This window comes from Aquimarina besae, assembly GCF_042434905.1.
GTDB lineage: Bacteria > Bacteroidota > Bacteroidia > Flavobacteriales > Flavobacteriaceae > Aquimarina.
In genome coordinates this window covers 4998968-5015462 of record NZ_CP170199.1, presented here as the reverse complement: position 1 = coordinate 5015462, position 16495 = coordinate 4998968, and the positions used below count along the sequence as shown (strand labels likewise).

At 34.5% G+C, this 16495-nt stretch carries 13 protein-coding genes; 6 read left to right on the top strand and 7 right to left on the bottom strand.

The features are described 5' to 3' along the window. Nucleotides 1-9: 9 nt before the first annotated feature. Genes ACE94K_RS22215 through ACE94K_RS22205 form a run of 3 tightly spaced genes read left to right on the top strand, consistent with a single transcriptional unit; the run spans nucleotide 10 to nucleotide 2830 of the window. The gene (locus ACE94K_RS22215) at nucleotides 10-600 is read left to right on the top strand and encodes a hypothetical protein (RefSeq protein WP_378177822.1); all 591 of its coding nucleotides are present in this window, start codon (nucleotides 10-12) and stop codon (nucleotides 598-600) included. Continuing rightward, nucleotides 597-1985, top strand: coding sequence for a DUF5723 family protein (locus ACE94K_RS22210; RefSeq protein ID WP_378177819.1), 1389 nt, complete (start codon nucleotides 597-599; stop codon nucleotides 1983-1985). Before ACE94K_RS22215 ends, ACE94K_RS22210 begins: the two co-directional genes overlap by 4 nt. Further along, entirely contained in the window at nucleotides 1985-2830 is an 846-nt protein-coding gene (locus tag ACE94K_RS22205) for a hypothetical protein (protein ID WP_378177816.1), read from the top strand. Before ACE94K_RS22210 ends, ACE94K_RS22205 begins: the two co-directional genes overlap by 1 nt. 3 nt (nucleotides 2831-2833) lie before the next feature. On the opposite strand, the gene ACE94K_RS22200 is transcribed toward ACE94K_RS22205, so the two are convergent. Both ACE94K_RS22200 and ACE94K_RS22195 read right to left on the bottom strand, forming a co-directional pair. After that, nucleotides 2834-4111, bottom strand: coding sequence for a replication-associated recombination protein A (locus ACE94K_RS22200; protein ID WP_378177813.1), 1278 nt, complete (start codon nucleotides 4109-4111; stop codon nucleotides 2834-2836). Between the two features lie 25 nt (nucleotides 4112-4136). Beyond that, nucleotides 4137-5792 (bottom strand): aryl-sulfate sulfotransferase, encoded by a 1656-nt coding sequence (locus ACE94K_RS22195; RefSeq protein ID WP_378177810.1) that lies wholly within the window; start codon nucleotides 5790-5792, stop codon nucleotides 4137-4139. A gap of 175 nt (nucleotides 5793-5967) precedes the next feature. Between ACE94K_RS22195 and ACE94K_RS22190 the strand changes: the two genes are divergently transcribed. Continuing rightward, complete coding sequence (locus tag ACE94K_RS22190) at nucleotides 5968-6717, top strand: rhomboid family intramembrane serine protease (protein WP_378177807.1); 750 nt, start codon at nucleotides 5968-5970, stop codon at nucleotides 6715-6717. Nucleotides 6718-6721: 4 nt separating this feature from the next. Here ACE94K_RS22190 and rlmB read toward each other — a convergent pair whose 3' ends face one another. The 5 genes from rlmB to ACE94K_RS22165 all read right to left on the bottom strand — a co-directional run bounded on the left by rlmB (nucleotide 6722) and on the right by ACE94K_RS22165 (nucleotide 15425). Then, a complete protein-coding gene (gene rlmB, locus ACE94K_RS22185; protein ID WP_378177804.1) occupies nucleotides 6722-7468 on the bottom strand; it encodes a 23S rRNA (guanosine(2251)-2'-O)-methyltransferase RlmB in 747 nt (248 codons plus the stop codon). A 101-nt stretch (nucleotides 7469-7569) separates the two neighbouring features. After that, nucleotides 7570-8439 carry a hypothetical protein gene (locus ACE94K_RS22180; RefSeq protein ID WP_378177801.1) on the bottom strand — a complete coding sequence of 290 codons (870 nt, stop codon included), beginning with the start codon at nucleotides 8437-8439 and terminating at the stop codon, nucleotides 7570-7572. Between the two features lie 25 nt (nucleotides 8440-8464). Continuing rightward, nucleotides 8465-10096, bottom strand: coding sequence for a SusD/RagB family nutrient-binding outer membrane lipoprotein (locus tag ACE94K_RS22175; RefSeq protein ID WP_378177799.1), 1632 nt, complete (start codon nucleotides 10094-10096; stop codon nucleotides 8465-8467). 25 nt (nucleotides 10097-10121) lie between these two features. Then, entirely contained in the window at nucleotides 10122-13334 is a 3213-nt protein-coding gene (locus ACE94K_RS22170) for a SusC/RagA family TonB-linked outer membrane protein (RefSeq protein ID WP_378177796.1), read from the bottom strand. A 396-nt stretch (nucleotides 13335-13730) separates the two neighbouring features. Further along, nucleotides 13731-15425, bottom strand: coding sequence for a ShlB/FhaC/HecB family hemolysin secretion/activation protein (locus ACE94K_RS22165; protein ID WP_378177792.1), 1695 nt, complete (start codon nucleotides 15423-15425; stop codon nucleotides 13731-13733). A gap of 183 nt (nucleotides 15426-15608) precedes the next feature. Here ACE94K_RS22165 and rpsL point away from each other — a divergent pair, with 183 nt between their 5' ends. Further along, the gene (rpsL, locus tag ACE94K_RS22160) at nucleotides 15609-15983 is read left to right on the top strand and encodes a 30S ribosomal protein S12 (protein WP_024770883.1); all 375 of its coding nucleotides are present in this window, start codon (nucleotides 15609-15611) and stop codon (nucleotides 15981-15983) included. Between the two features lie 23 nt (nucleotides 15984-16006). Beyond that, entirely contained in the window at nucleotides 16007-16483 is a 477-nt protein-coding gene (gene rpsG / locus ACE94K_RS22155; RefSeq protein WP_027392555.1) for a 30S ribosomal protein S7, read from the top strand. Nucleotides 16484-16495 lie beyond the last annotated feature (12 nt).

Here is a 16495-nt window from a genome sequence, read left to right as displayed (position 1 = left end):
TCCCCCCAGATGAAAACAAAAAACACCTATGTATTGTTGCTATTAATTAGCACGATATTGATGACCGCTTCATGCGTAAAAGAACTGAATTTTGAACAGCTAGAAGATGTGGTGTTGACACCTGTGTTCGAAGCAGACTTTATTTACTCAGAATTTGATATTGAAGAATATATACCCGCAGGTACTCCTCAGAATACAGAATTTACAATTCCACCAGATGTGTTAAGAGACACGATCAATTATGACTTGGTGGGCACCGATTTTGCAATTGATAACTTAGATAGGGTAGAGCTAACCATAGAGGTGCGTAATACGATAGAAAGAGAATTCATCCTTCAGTTTCAGTTTTTAACAGAATCTGAGCAACCTATTGGACAATTGTATAGTATTCCTGTGGAGGCAGGGCAAGGAGAAGGTACGGATCCTATAGTATCTTTTTCTAATCCAGATCCCATAGTATTAGACAATGCAACTTTAAATCAATTAGCTTCGGCACAGAAAATAGCTACAGAGATTATTGCTCCCACCTTAAATTCTGACCTGAGAGGCGTATTACGGATACGATCAAAAGCCAGTTATTATGTAAACTATCAATTATGAGAATCCTACTATGCCTTTATTTAGGTTTTTGGGGATGCTCATTATATTCTCAAAACAGAGAAACCTTATACGATTTTACAGATTTACCACAATCATTAATGCTTAATCCGGGAGCAGAAATAAATTTCAAATATCACGCAGGAGTACCATTTCTGTCTCAAATACATGTTAATGTTGGATTAAGAGGAGCCTCCATTTATGATGTTTTTGCTGATGATGGTAGGGATATTAACGACAAGATTGAAAATACAATAAATACGTTGGGGAGTCAGGATTTTTTTACGCTTACCCAACAATTAGACCTCATTAATTTTGGTTGGAGAAGTAAGAACGATAATAGTCTGTATTATTCTGGAGGGATTTATCAAGAACTTGATTTAATCGTTTATTTTCCAAAAGATTTTGCTGTTTTAGCGTACCAGGGAAATCAGGATTTTATTAATGTTCCGTTTCGTTTCTCTAATATTAGCGCTACTGGAGAACTTTTAACCGTCTATCATTTTGGGTATAATAAAAAAGTGAACAAGAAACTTACTTTTGGAGCCAGGGCAAAATTATATTCTAGTATTTTTAATTTCCGAAGTACAAAAAATAGAGGGACTTTTACTACTATAGAGACTCCTCAGGGAAATAATATATACCAACACGTGATCAGTGATGCAGATGTAAGTGTACAAACTGCAGGATATGCTTCTTTGCGAGACATTGAATCAGAGGATAATGCAGATGGAGCTAGTCAGGTACTTAATAAATTTCTTGGTAGAGCATTTCTCGGGGGTAATTTAGGGATCGGAGTGGACGTGGGGTTTAGTTATAAAATTGATGATCAATGGACGCTAACCGGTAGTGCAACCGATCTTGGGATGATTTTTTATACGAAAGATGTCGAAACTTATAGAGCAAGAGGTAATTTTGTTTTCGAAGGATTGGAAACCCCTATCACAGATCAGAATGGTCAAGATGTTTTGGATGAGCTAGAAGAAGCTATTCCAATTGATACCCTTAATACAAATTACGCTGCTTTAAGGCCACTTAAACTCAATGGTTCTATTAAATATTCTTTTAATCGATTTGACAATGGTACTTGTAATTGTGCAGATCCTCCATATCAGGATGCTTTTGGCTTACAAGTGTTTTCTCAGTTTAGACCCAAACGACCTCAATTTGCAGCATCACTCTTTTATTATAAGCGATTGTCTAATTTTCTAAGAGGTAAAGTAACTTATACAGTAGATGAATATTCATTTAAGAATATTGGTGTATTAGTATCCACACACATTGACAAAATTAATTTCTATATTTCGGCAAATAATCTTTTAGAATATTCTAATCTGGCAGACGCAAGAGGTGTGTCTATTCAATTAGGATTTAATGTAATAATGTAATGAATATAACACGTATTTTATTTTTAGGGCTTGCTTTTTTATGCATAATTCATATTTCAGCACAGAATAGTGTTAATGACTATAAATATGTAATTGTGCCAGAAGGGTATGTTTTTTTAAGAGAAAATGATGATTACCAATTAAACTCTTTGACAAAATTTTTATTTAATAAAAACGGGTTTACTGCATATATGCAAGGTGAAGAGTTACCAGAAGATTTAAAACGAAATGGATGTAAAGGATTAAGAGCAGATGTGAAAAAAAATTCAGGACTGCTTAAGACGAAGCTCATTGTTAATTTGATTGACTGCAATGGAGTAACTGTTTTTAGTTCAAGAGAAGGAACAAGTAGAGAAAAAGAATTTAAAAAATCGTACCACGAGGCTCTTAGAGATGCGTTTAAAGATATTGAGACACTTAATTATGCTTATAATGGTAAAAATGAAGGGGATGTCAGAGAAACCAAAGAAGTGGTAGAGACAATAACGGATCCCACTGATACTGTTACGACTACAATTAAAAAAGATGCTTCGATTTCAAATGATTTGAAGGATGAAAAAGAAATTGAAAAGAAAACGCCAATAAAAAAAGCCACCTCTTTTTTGATGAAAGATGAAATTTATTTTTTTGAAAGTAAGCCGTATGGATACGAATTAATGGAAAAAAAAGAAGCTGAGTTCATTTCCATTGGAAAGGTATTTAAGTCTAGCAGAAAAAATGATTATATCGTTCAGGCAGGTGATTTAAGTGGAAGTGGTTATTTTGATTCTTACGGAAACTTTATACTAGACAGGATCAATCCGGCAACAGGTAAGCTGATCACTGATACCTTTGCTCGGCAATAATTTTTAATAATTATACTTATCACCCCAACGTGATTTAAGAAAAGCCCTCAACGAATTCTCTCGTTGGTTATTTCCTGGTTCATAAAGCTTTGTATTCTTCAAGGATTCCGGAAGAAATTCTTGCATAACAAAGTTGTTGTTATGATCATGTGCGTATTTATAATCTTCACCATAACCTAACTCCTTCATAAGCTTTGTCGGAGCATTTCTGATGTGTAATGGTACAGACAGGTCTCCGGTTTGTCTAACTAATTGTTGCGCCTTATTAATAGCCATATAGGAAGCATTACTCTTTGGTGATGTTGCTAAGTACACCGCGCACTGACTTAGGATAATTCGGGCTTCAGGATATCCTACAGTAGTTACTGCCTGAAAAGTATTGTTGGCCAGGATCAGCGCTGTTGGATTAGCATTCCCAATATCCTCAGAAGCCAAAATAATCATTCTGCGCGCTAAGAACTTTAGATCTTCTCCTCCTTCGATCATTCTAGCCAACCAGTATACGGCAGCGTTTGGATCACTACCTCTCACGGATTTAATAAATGCCGAAATAATATCGTAATGTTGTTCTCCTGTTTTGTCGTATCTAACAGTGTTTTGTTGAACAAGTTTCAAAACAAGATCGTTTGTAATGTTAACAATATCCTGATCTTGACTAGAAACAATTAACTCAAATATATTTAATAGTTTTCTGGCATCGCCTCCACTTAATCGTAATAAAGCCTCTGTTTCTTGAAGTTGTATGTTTTTGGAGACTAAATATTCATCTTGTTTCATGGCTCTTTCAAGAAGAGCTATGAGCTCTTTTTTTCCAAATGGATTAAGAACATATACCTGACAGCGAGACAACAATGCAGGGATTACCTCAAAACTAGGGTTTTCTGTAGTTGCTCCTAACAGGGTGATCCAGCCTTTTTCTACAGCACCTAGTAAAGAATCTTGCTGGGATTTACTGAAACGATGGATCTCATCAATAAACAGGATTGGATTTTTAGAAGTGAATAATCCTCCGCTTTGCTTGGCTTTATCAATTACCTCCCGTACCTCTTTAACGCCGCTATTAATTGCACTTAGCGTATAGAATGGTCTACCTGATTCATTGGCTATAATATTAGCTAAAGTAGTTTTGCCCACTCCAGGTGGACCCCAAAGAATTAATGAAGGAATGATCCCTTTTTTAATTTGTTGGGTCAAAGATCCATCATCACCAATTAAATGTTCTTGACTTAGGTACTCATCTAACGATTTAGGTCGAATTCTTTCTGCCAGTGGTTTATTCATGCACAAAGCGTGTATTAGTCACAAATCATATTTTTACAATCTTTTTGATTAAACTGCCATTATCAGTGTTTACTTTTAAGATGTAAAATCCTGAATTCAATGATGAAATATTAATTTTCTCATTGATTAACGAAAATTCTATTTTCTTTCCGTTGAAATCAAAAAGCTCAACACTATAATTTTGATTTGTTTTATTGGTAATGTTTATGGTATTACTAACTGGATTTGGATAAATACTAAAATTAAAACTAAGATTAAATTCTTCTACTGAAAGAGCATCAAACAATGAGCAATTTTCAGTAACCGGATTTTGTTCAATATACCCTGAAGGTGTTAGATCCTTACCTACAAATCCAGCATAATTATAAGGGTAGCGTTTGGCTCTAAAAATCCAAGAAACTTGTGCTCCAGTATTAGTTTCTCCCTGAGATAAGATAACATCATTTCTATAAGGAGTGATATAATCCCAGACCGTATTTTCATTAGCATCTATTTCTAAAATGTGACCACTTGTTCCTTCTGTAATAAGTGTATTGCCGTTCGGCAATCTATAAGCAGAAGAAATAAGCGGAGAGTATAAGTTTTGAGGCGAAGTGGGGTCGGTATACGACCATTCTGCATCAATAGGGGCATATGCGGTGTTAGGTGTATAAGAGTAGTTTCCATTTTGATCAATCGGAGGATTTATGATTTCAACTGAAGAGTAATCTCCTCCTTTTGCGTTGTTATAGAACAAAATTTTGTCTTCATCATTTAATCCTTTTGGTATCCAATGAACTGTATGTTGGCCAAAGGTTTTTTGGTCAGCAGAGGTGCCTTGATCATAAATTTGTGGATTTCCCCATCTATATAGAATATCTCCTCCTTTTCCGCTATTTCCACCAGAACTGGTAGCCGCTTCTGCCGTTGTTGTGGAGTGATCAATAATATAAAATTCGCTGATTCGAGGTGAGCTAAAAATTATTTGATCAAGTTCGGGATTGTAGTCCATGGAACTTAAATGAAGCCAATCTGCAGTAGACCCAGATGTGCCTGTGAAATTGATGTCAATTTTTTCGGGATTATCTTTGATTATCCCAAAGTTGTTTTTTGATGGATCAAAATCTTGAATTAGGTGATCCCAAGCGCTCCATTCCCAAATAATTTGCCCGCCATCAACTCCGATAGGTTGTATTTCAATTATCTTTTCATTATATAATTCTCCTTCAGATAGTAGAGAGGGATTTCTACCGCTGTCAATAGCTTCTGTTTCGGTCATTCTATAGGCTACCATCATGAGAATATTTCCATTAGGCATCACTACGTAATCGTGATGAAAACTATAATCTGTGTCAGAATAGGTAAATCCCCATAACAAGTTGTTGTTCCAATCTTTCTTTTCTATTCTTCCTGTGTTACCACGCAAATTTAGTGTCGATTGGTCGTCAAAATGATTTGAGTATAAATCTCCATTTTCAGTTAAGTAGTCAACACCGAAAGTTCGAAAATTACTAGACCATTGATTAACAATTTCTCCACAGTTGTTTATCAAATATGTGATACTAGGTGTTGAGGTCGATCTGGATGAAAATAGTGTGTAACCATTTAACGCCGCCTCGGTATTTAAAGTTGTTCCTATTGTATTTTGTGAGAAAGTATTAACGCTACTAATGAATAACGCTATAAAAAAAATCTTTTTCATTTTATTTTATTATAGTTTTTGAGTGTGTATTACAATAAGTTGTAAAGATATGGCTTAATTTACATATAATTTAAATTTTTAATCTTCTTAAGATGTGTTAAATCCTTTTGTTTCATTGTTTCTGACAATTTAGCATATTTTGCAACTTTGGTCACTTTTTTGTTTTTTAAAAGTAATGGATAAAAGTAGATATTTCAAGTTTACCACGGGTGTTATAGGCTATCCGATATTATTTGTTCTGATCATTTGGTTTGTTTTTTGGTTTGAGGTTAGATTTGGGTATGATTTTAATCATTATGGAGTGTTCCCGAGAACCTTAAAAGGTTTAAGAGGTGTTTTGTTTTCACCTTTGATTCATGGTGACTTAGCACATCTTTGGCATAATACATTGCCTTTATTAATTTTATCTATTTCTCTTTTCTTTTTTTATCCCAATAATGCTTGGAGAGTATTATTGCTAGGAACGTTTTTTACCGGAGTTTTGACTTGGTTTTTAGGAAGAGAGGCGAATCATATTGGTGCTAGCGGAGTAATTTATATGCTTTTCGGTTTTCTTTTTTTTAAAGGTATTATTGCAAAATACTATCGATTGATCGCTTTGTCCTTTGGAGTAGTATTTATATATGGAAGTATGATATGGTATACACTTCCAGTGGATCCAAAAATATCGTGGGAAGGTCATTTATCAGGACTAATAGTCGGTGTTTCATTGGCTTTTTTTATTAAGAAGGGTGTTGTGGTTGAACCAAAAAAATATTATTGGGAATCTTCGGATTATAATCCTGAAGAGGATGAGTTTTTGAAACACTTTGATGAGAATGGTAATTTTATAGAAACATTCTCAGAAAAAGAGTTGGAAGAGGAAATGGAAATCATATACAAGATTGAAACTACGATAAAAGATGATGCCGAAAAAGAGGATTAAGTCTTTATTTTGAACTAGCTAACCTTTGACGAATACCCTCGTATAATAGTACCCCACAGGCAACAGAAACGTTAAGAGATGCTATTTCTCCAAACATTGGTAGTTTGGCCATATGATCTACAATTTTCAAAACTGAATTTGATATTCCTTTACCCTCACTACCCATAACAATTGCGGTAGGAGTAGTAAGGTCTATATCGTAAATAGAAGAAGATGCTTTTTCTGTGGCTGCTACTATTTGTACACCCGATGCTTGTAAATAAAACATAGCATCTTTGATATGATCAACTTTACAAATTGGGATTTTAAATATAGCTCCGGCAGAGGTTTTTACAGTATCCGCACTAACTGGAGCACCTCCTTTCTTTTGAATAATAATTCCATCTACACCTGTGCATTCTGCAGTCCTTATAATTGCGCCAAAATTACGTACATCCGACAGTTGATCCAGAATTAGAAATAGGGGAACGCGACCAGACTCTGTGATTTGTATTACTAGGTTTTCTAAATCGTAAAACTCAATGGGAGAGATATATGCAACAACACCTTGATGATTTTTACGAGTCAATCTGTTTAATTTCTCAATAGGTACATAAGAGAAATTTTGGTTTTCCTTTTTAAGCAGATTCATCAATTCCTTGGCAAGCTCACCTTGCAATCCTTTTTGGATAAAAAGTTTGTCAATTGTTTTTTCTGAATTAATTGCTTCGATAACTGCTCTTATCCCAAAGATTTGTGATTCATTTTTCATAAGGAGACAAATATAATATATAAAGAAACATCCCGATGAAATTTCATCGGGATGTTTTAATATAACTTAAAACGTTAAGACTTTAGAAAAAGTCGTTACTTTTAATTTTTAACAGCTGTGAAAGGGAAAGTTCCAAAACTTCCTAGATCTACTGTATGTGTTAAGTCTACAACTATTGCTCCACTACAAGAGAATACAAATCCACCACCATTAACTCTTCCCTCTCCATAAGGACATCCAAAATTATCACAGTGCCAAGCTGGTTGTCTTTCTATAGATGCAACCCCTGTTGTAGGATCTACATCAATAGTAACACTGTAATCTTGTAAGCCAGTATCAGGATTTGGGTGATCGAAAGGATTCACCATTGTAATTTGATTTTCTCCTGGTCCTGCAACTACCTCAAATGTAAGATCACCTACAGAAGTACCAAAACCATCTACGGTAATAGTGTACGTTCCAGCCGCGTCTGCTGCATTAAATGGACAAGAAATAAAAGTTGTGTAATTTAAGGCCTGTGCTAATCCTGGGTTACTGATATCACCTAAGAATTGAGTTTGATCACCACCATCAAATACAACTCCATTCGTATCTGTAATTGTAGCAATAAAATCAAATTTGTCTCCTGGTTGTAAATCCGGAACTGTTAATCCTAGCGCCGTCGCTAAATCAGCAGCGGTAACGCTAAGATTCAAAGGGAATTCGGTAACGGTTCTAAGAGGAAAAAAATCTCCACCGTTTCTATTTACTCTTATCGCATAGCTCGCAATGTTGTCAAAAGGAGCAACTATAACGGCTTCGTACGCAGAACCATCTAGGTTTGTAACGTCGATTACAGGTGTGGTTATTTCTTGAAAATAAGCCCAAGGTGCTTCAACCGTATCTGTAATTTTATTCTTCTCATCATCTTCACAAGAGAAAAATACGGTAGTAGTGAGAACTACTAAGAATATTTTAAATAAATTTTTCATTTTATAAAAATTTTAAATGTTTTTATTAGTCTACAAACCCTTCTGGATTAGTATCCCAGAATACAGGTACTGCTTGATTAGGTTTTTGCTCTACACTAGAGTTTCTATCAACTAAATTACTTGGGTATAAGAAAGATCTAATAAATCTACCAGGATCTGCTAACAACGTAGGTTGTAAGTTATCTGGTTTACCTGTTCTTCTATATGTATTGTATGCTTCAATACCATTACCGAATAATGCGATGAAGTATTCAGTAACAATGATTTGTAATCTTTCATCATCGTTAGCTGCACTATCATAGTTGGCAAGTACTTCATCAATATAATCTTGAACATCTAAAGCTGATGGTGCAAAAGCAGCATCGGTTAGATCAGGTCTAAAACCAATTACTTTAGCAAAAGATTTAGTCATTCCGTTTTCTAAATAAGTTCTAGCATCTCCCGTTGTTCCAAGTTCTAAAGCAGATTCTGCTAACATAAAATCAACATATGTACTCAACATAATTGGCGAGATACCAGCTCCTTGTGCACCAACTGTTCTGTCATTTGTGCCGTCAAAACTGTTGTCATCAAATCTAGCTCCGATAGGATACACTCCCCAGTCAGCTCTGTCATTCTCATCCGGTGGGATACCATCATTATCACCGTGATCTCTTCCGTTATATCCTTGCCCGGCCACACAGAATACTTCTCCAGCAGGATAATGAGCTGGTGCTGTTTCTACAATACAAGGTAGTGCATTAGGATCAGTTGAAGCATTGCTTCTATTTCTATAGAAGTAATATCTTATTCTTGGGTCTATTAATGACTTATCATTTAATAATAAATCCATGTAAGAATTAGATTGATAATCTGTAACACCATTATCGAAATTTCTTCCAAATATTGGGTGTCTACTATCTGGATTTGCATCTACAGTAGAGTAGTTAAATTGGAAATCTTGGTCAGCAGTTTGAATATAATTCCCACTTGCTAAAATGTTATTGATTCCAGTAGTTGAAGCAGCAGCATTTACCAAACGGGTTTGTAGGTATAACTTTAGTTTTAATGTATTAGCGAAACGAATCCACTTAGATTTGTCACCATTATAATATACATCTATAGCTGGTTCTGCACTGGATGTTAGATTTAAGTTAGCAATAGCATTATCCAACAATGTAAACATTTCGTCATAGATTGCCTGACCACTATCAACATTTGGGTTTTCGTTTTCAAGACCTAATACAGCTTCGCTATATGGAATATCACCTAAATAATCCACTAAAGTTGCTATAACATAAGCTTCAAGGATTTGACCAATTGCTATATGAGTAAATAACCCTTTTTCCTCAGCAAGAGGTACCATAGCTCTATTATCTGCTAATATACCTGCATAAGCATTGGTATACGCATTATTTAATTGTCCTGGACCATATGCATTATCATAAGTAGGGCCAAACATATGAAGGATACGAGTTGTTTCCATACCTTCCTCAGTTATATTTTCAAAAAACGTAGCGGTTGTAAGTTGCATACTATTTAAGAAAAAATCTATATCAGCCTGATTTGGATTAAGTACATTCGGACTTTCCAGAATCTCAAGTTCCGTTGTTTCGCAAGAATTCAATCCCAAAGCTAGAACGAGAAGGAATAAAATTCTTTTTATATTATTTTTCATATTTATCATTTTTGTTTAAATAAAATTAGAACGTAGCTCTAAAACTAAGACCATATCTTCTAGAACTAGGACCAGTTATAAAGTCAATACCTTGTCCGTTTCCAACTCCTGTACTAAGAGTGTTAGTGTCAAAATTAACATCATCAGGGAAGTTAAATGCCTTGTACCATAAGTTAGATCCAAGTAAAGTAACTGATAATGATCCAAAAGGAGTTTTGTTTAAGAATTCCTTCTTGAAATCATAACTAAGACTAACTTCGTTCAATCTTAAAGTTGTACCGTCATACATTTGTGATTCGTTTGGTCCGAATCCAAAGTTGCCGAAAAATACATTGGTTGCAGTAATTGGAATGTTGTTAGGAGTTCCGTCCTGCAATACACCAGGTAAAATATATGCTCCTCTACGATCAAGTGGGTTATCAGAGTCTACCACACCACGACCAACAAGTGTTGAAGCAGTTTGTGAGAATATATCACCACCATGTCTATATTGGAAATCAAATGAGAATTTAAAACCTTTGTAAGAGAAAGAGTTCTTTAAAGTTCCCGTCCAATCTGGATTTGGATCTCCAATGATTTCGATATCAGTTGTTGCTAAGTAAAGTCCATCACTACCAACAATTGGATTTCCATCTGCATCTCTTTGAATAGCAGTTCCTTGAATAATACCAAAAGCTTCTCCAGCAATTGCATAGTTTGCAGGTCTTCCGGCTACTGTAGTTGTAAGAGCAATTTGATCCGTTGGTAATTCAGTTACTACGTTTTCATCAGCATAGAAATTACCGTTGATTACCCACTTGAAGTTTTCTGTTTTCCAAGGAGTAATATCAAAATCAACCTCGATACCTTCATTTTCAGATTTACCAGCATTCACTCTCTTAACAGTAAATCCAGAAGCAGGATCTAATGCTTGATCGGTGATCAAATCTTCAGTATTTCTCTTAAATAAACTTACGTTAAGTCCAACTCTGTTGTTTATAAAACGAGTTTCGATACCAACCTCAAATTCCTGAAATCTCTCAGGCTTAAGATCTGCGTTTCCTAATCTGTTAGAAACTGAGTTACTAGATATAACATTTCCTTGAGCATCAACAGTAGCTCTAGAGTTTAGGTTTAATCCATTTCTAGTACTAAATGCAGTTGGAGCTCCAGCAGATTCTCCATAAGCTACTCTTGCTTTTAAGTAATTAAAAGCATCAGATTGTAATCCTGGTATAGCGTCAGTTGCAATTAAAGATATACTAGCTCCAGGATAGAAAATTGAATTATTTTCTTGTTCCAATGTAGAGAACCAGTCATTTCTTATAACACCATTAAAAAATAAATAGTTTTTATAGTCTAAACTTACATCAGCGTAAACACCGATAGTATTATCTTCTGTTTCAAAATCAATATTTGTTCCGTTCAAATCAACAGTTGACTGATTAACGAAGTTATAATGTCTTAATACTCCGAAAGCTAACTGCTGTGTACTTAGAGTTCCTTCTTGAATATATGCATTTCTTCTGGTGTTCAAACCAGCTATAAAAGTTAATCCTAAGTTCTCATTTAGTTGTTCGAAACCATTAAGGATTAAACTGTGGTCATAAATAGTATTTCTTACTTGAATTGTTCTGTAAAAACCAGTAACATCTCCGTCAACACCACCTCGGTTTTGTCCGTTTGTGTTAAATTCAGTAAAAGTATTCAAACCAGCTCTATAAGTTAAAGAGTAATTATCGTTGAAACCATAAGTAAGACTTGCAGATCCAAAAATATTATCTGTTTCTTGAGTTACTTTTGCGTTTGCTATCGTCCATAATGGATTTTGGATATCGTTTCCAGATCTGTAATAAACACTTCTACCATCTTGTGCTTGAAATGGAAGTCCGAATAAATCAACACTTCTTGGTGTATACAAGATATCACCAAACACAGAACTACCACCACCAATAGTTCCACTACCTAAAGATGCAGAAATCGGTGGAGTTTTCAAACGTGAGTTGGTATAGTTTGCAGTACCTTGAAACGTTATTTTATTACTTAATTTAGCTTTACCACCAAAACCAATATTATTTCTCGTTAATTGGTTTCCTGGAGTAAAACTATCTTGGTCAAAATAACTGTAGTTTGCACTAAAGGACGCATTTTCATTACCACCTGTCATACCTATAGAAGTGTTAGAGATAAATCCAGTTTTAAAGAATTGATCAACACTGTCGTATGGTCTATATGCATATTCTGATGCTGCGATATCTTCAAAACCTACAACAAGTGATTGGTCTGCAAGCTGAGATAACGGGTTTGCAACAAACTGATTTCCAGGAGCACCACTTCTATATAAAGAATTTCCGCTGATGTCTCTGTTAAAGCTTGGACCCCAGTTACTAAAGAAGAATCCAAAATTTTGGTGGAAACCACCTCCGTATTCGTCCTGGTAATCAGGTAAAATTGCTTCTTCAGCAAATAAAGACTGTGAAAAAGTAACTTCAAATTTCTTGTTAGATGCTTTCGCAGAACCTGTTTTGGTAGTAATAAGGATTACACCATTTCTACCTTCTTGTCCGTACAATACAGAAGCACTAAGTCCTTTAAGAACGTTTACACTTTCTATGTTATTTGGATCAAGGTCCAAAAATCTACTTGATTCTGTTAACGAATCAAAAACAGATGTTTGGTTATTTGTATTATTGGCAAAAGGAACCCCATCAACAATAAATAATGGCTGATTACTTCCTGATACTGTTGAAAGACCACGAATAACGATGTTTGTTCCAGAACCAGCTGTACCATTTGTTGCAGTAATATTTAAACCAGCTGCCTCACCTTGTAGTATTCTACCAAGATCGGCACTTGGCTGTTCCTCCACCTCATCAGATGCAACAGTGGAAATAGCGTATCCTAAAGATTTTCTTTCTCTTCGAATACCCTGTGCAGTTACAACAACTTCCTCAAGAGTCGCTGCATCTTCTGAAAGTTGAACATTGATAGTGTCGCCATCTCCAACTACAACCTCTTTTGTTGTAAAACCTAGATAACTAAAAGCAAGTACAGCCCCTCTATTCACTTGAATGGTATAATTACCATCAAAATCAGATTGAGTACCCTTACTAGTACCTTTTACAACGATATTTACCCCTGGCAGCGGTAACCCACTATTGTCGGTCACATTACCTGAGATCGTTTTTTCTTGTGCAAACGTTAGTTGCACTACAAACGCCAGCAATAGCGTTAGAATTCCTCTAAACTTTGTTCTCATTTTATAATTTATTTGAATTAGCCAATGCCAAAAATCATAATAATATCTTAATTAAACAACTTTTATTTAGTTAAAAATTAAATTATTGTTCAGGTCACGTTAATATAGTGTGAAATCCAACTATAACGTTATAGTACTAAGTTTGAGCTTTTTTGTTTTGCTTTAGAATCTTCATTTAGTGGTTGTATTGTATGTTGAAATTGTCACTAGCGTAAAAGTGTTGTTAGTTATAAGATATTTGTTATGAGTAGGTTATAAGGTGTTTTTTTAGGTTAAACTGTTTTTGTAGTTTGTTTTCAGGTGTGTGTTTAATGATTATACTTGATCGTAGACCTAATATGCTTTCAGTATTTTTTTTGTTTAATTTTATTTTTATGAAATTATTTATTACGGTGTTCAAAAGGCTGCATTAAGGCTGATGTGAACCTTTGTGTTGGAAAACTTGAAGTTAGATTCGCTATTTTTTCCGTTTGCGAAGATGATTCTAAAAAGTCCTGTTTTTGTATCTAAACCTAGTCCGAATCCAAAACTTGTTAGGTTGTCCGAGAGGTTTAAGCTTTTATCTTCAAAATATGAATAGTCTATAATAGAGTGTATATATAAGTTAGGAGATAAGAGGTATTGGTATTCTGTGTTTAAAACGTTAAATAATGATGCGTTTATACTGTTTTCTTCAAAGCCACGAATAGAGTTAATACCTCCAAATCGAAATAATTCATTAGTGAATAGGTTGTCAGATAATAGAATGGATCCAGTATTTTTTAAAAGAATAGCGTTTCTTGGATTTAATTCTAACCTGTAGCTAATATCAATGCTGGCTTTAGTTTGATTAGTATTTTCCATATTGGCTTTTCTTGAGCCAAATTCGGTGACTATTGTATATGTGTTTTTGATAGGGGATAAATTATTGTTTTGTCGTTTTGTATGATTAAAACCGGCGGTAAAAAAGGAGGAATTATAGTCGGTAATATTTAGGTTTGTTTGGGGTGTGTCAAGAAGGTTGTCTGAAGAGATTGTTTTGTATCCTATGAATAAATTGTTTTTGTCATTTATCAAATAGTTCAGGTTTATTTTTTGTTCAGTGATTAAAAAAGTTGAATCTTTTTTAAATATATCCAAACCTCCTTCAATACCTGTAGGAGTTTTAAATATATAGGGTAAGGTTATATTTGCCCGAAATCTTTGTTGGTCATTTCCGTCGCTTTTATAAATAAGAGTCAGTTGTTCTCCAAAATTAAGATTATTAGTTAGGTTTAAATTTACATATCCATTCAGCTCTAGGTTTCCTGATTCAATGTCGGAAGAAAAACCAAGAAAACCATCAAAGGTGTTAGCTGATTTTTTTTCTAAGTAAAGATATACCGCGGTCGAATCTTTTTTAAATAAAACTTCAGGTGCTTTGATGTTTCTGACAAATCCAAGATTGTCAATATTTGCTGATTTTTCAATAATATTATTTTTATTAAACACATCTCCTTTTTTTATTCTGATATTATATTTTAAATAAGAGTATGGAAATTTAGTATATCCTTTAATTGCTATGTTGTCAATCGTTCTGGTGTTGCTTTTTGAACTTTTTAGTCTCGCAGACACATTGTTTTTGTTTTTCTTGATTTGAGTGAGCGATAAGTTGCTAAATGTGTTACCTTGATTGACCAGGTAATTTGTTAAAAGTTGCAGTGTTTCTTCTGTTTTTTCAAAGGGAACTGAAAAATATTGGTCGTCTACTTCAGAAGAAATCTGAGCCAAAATCTTCTTTGGAATTGATTTGCTATTATAATAAATGTATAGAGTCTCGTATTTTTTATTTAATCTTAAAGAGCAGATGAACAGGGAGTCTGAAGCTTTTTTTAGTTTAGCTGTTGTGATGTCAAGATATCCCGATTTTAAAAGCTTTTCTTGAAAATCTTTGATTTCGGTGTTTAAGCCGTTGAAGTTTTGGAACTCTTTTTTGTATCCAATACTGTTTATTTTTGATGTTTCAACAATGTCTTTTCCTTTGATAAGTAGCTTTAGAGCGCTGTTCTGTGCATTACATAATGAATGTAAACAAATATTAAGATAAAGAATATAAAAAAATGACTTTTTCAACTGGCTTTTTAATAGTGCTAAAATAACGGAAATTAGAGCGATTTGTTACGGTTTGATAATATGATTTTAAATCTATTTGAAAATTAATGCGTTAGGATTTGAATTGCTCAAAAATATTTCTACCTTTGCAGCCCTCATAAAAGAGGTATTTAAAATTATTTTAATATTAGTGTAAAGCAAATTATGCCAACAATTTCACAATTAGTAAGAAAAGGTAGAGCCAAAATAACTAAGAAGAGTAAATCGGCTGCTTTGGATTCGTGCCCGCAACGCCGCGGTGTTTGTACGCGTGTTTATACTACTACACCAAAAAAACCAAATTCAGCTATGCGTAAAGTAGCTCGTGTTAGGTTAACAAATGGTAAAGAAGTAAACGCATACATCGGAGGTGAAGGTCACAATCTACAAGAGCACTCGATAGTATTAGTTAGAGGTGGAAGGGTAAAAGATTTACCAGGAGTTAGGTATCACATCGTTCGTGGAGCTTTAGACACCGCTGGTGTAGAAGGAAGAACGCAACGTAGATCTAAGTATGGTGCAAAACGCCCTAAGAAGTAATTAAAAAACTTTAAGAAGAAGACATGAGAAAAAGAAAGGCTAAAAAAAGACCTATTTTGCCGGATCCACGTTTTAACGATCAATTAGTGACTCGTTTTGTAAACATGATGATGTGGGACGGAAAGAAATCGGTAGCTTTTAAGATTTTTTATGATGCGATTGATATCGTAGAAGAAAAAAAACAAAACGAAGAAAAAACAGCTTTGGAAATGTGGAAAGATGCGTTGTCTAACGTTATGCCACATGTAGAGGTACGAAGCCGACGTGTTGGAGGGGCTACTTTCCAAATTCCAAATCCAATTAGACCAGATAGAAAGATATCTACTGCAATGAAGTGGTTGATTCAGTTTTCTCGTAAGAGAAATGAAAAGTCTATGGCTCAAAAACTTGCTGCAGAGATTATTGCTGCAGAAAAAGAAGAAGGGGCTGCGGTTAAGAAAAGAGTCGATACTCATAAGATGGCTGAAGCAAATAAGGCATTCTCACACTTTAGATTTTAATCACGAACAGAA

What these genes read in the sequence shown, in the direction of transcription:
- rpsL (WP_024770883.1), top strand. Translation starts at nt 15,609, where the DNA reads ATGCCAACAATTTCACAATTAGTAAGAAAAGGTAGAGCCAAAATAACT.
- ACE94K_RS22215 (WP_378177822.1), top strand. Translation starts at nt 10, where the DNA reads ATGAAAACAAAAAACACCTATGTATTGTTGCTATTAATTAGCACGATA.
- ACE94K_RS22200 (WP_378177813.1), bottom strand. Translation starts at nt 4,111, where the DNA reads ATGAATAAACCACTGGCAGAAAGAATTCGACCTAAATCGTTAGATGAG.
- ACE94K_RS22170 (WP_378177796.1), bottom strand. Translation starts at nt 13,334, where the DNA reads ATGAGAACAAAGTTTAGAGGAATTCTAACGCTATTGCTGGCGTTTGTA.
- rlmB (WP_378177804.1), bottom strand. Translation starts at nt 7,468, where the DNA reads ATGAAAAATGAATCACAAATCTTTGGGATAAGAGCAGTTATCGAAGCA.
- rpsG (WP_027392555.1), top strand. Translation starts at nt 16,007, where the DNA reads ATGAGAAAAAGAAAGGCTAAAAAAAGACCTATTTTGCCGGATCCACGT.
- ACE94K_RS22175 (WP_378177799.1), bottom strand. Translation starts at nt 10,096, where the DNA reads ATGAAAAATAATATAAAAAGAATTTTATTCCTTCTCGTTCTAGCTTTG.
- ACE94K_RS22195 (WP_378177810.1), bottom strand. Translation starts at nt 5,792, where the DNA reads ATGAAAAAGATTTTTTTTATAGCGTTATTCATTAGTAGCGTTAATACT.
- ACE94K_RS22205 (WP_378177816.1), top strand. Translation starts at nt 1,985, where the DNA reads ATGAATATAACACGTATTTTATTTTTAGGGCTTGCTTTTTTATGCATA.
- ACE94K_RS22180 (WP_378177801.1), bottom strand. Translation starts at nt 8,439, where the DNA reads ATGAAAAATTTATTTAAAATATTCTTAGTAGTTCTCACTACTACCGTA.
- ACE94K_RS22190 (WP_378177807.1), top strand. Translation starts at nt 5,968, where the DNA reads ATGGATAAAAGTAGATATTTCAAGTTTACCACGGGTGTTATAGGCTAT.
- ACE94K_RS22210 (WP_378177819.1), top strand. Translation starts at nt 597, where the DNA reads ATGAGAATCCTACTATGCCTTTATTTAGGTTTTTGGGGATGCTCATTA.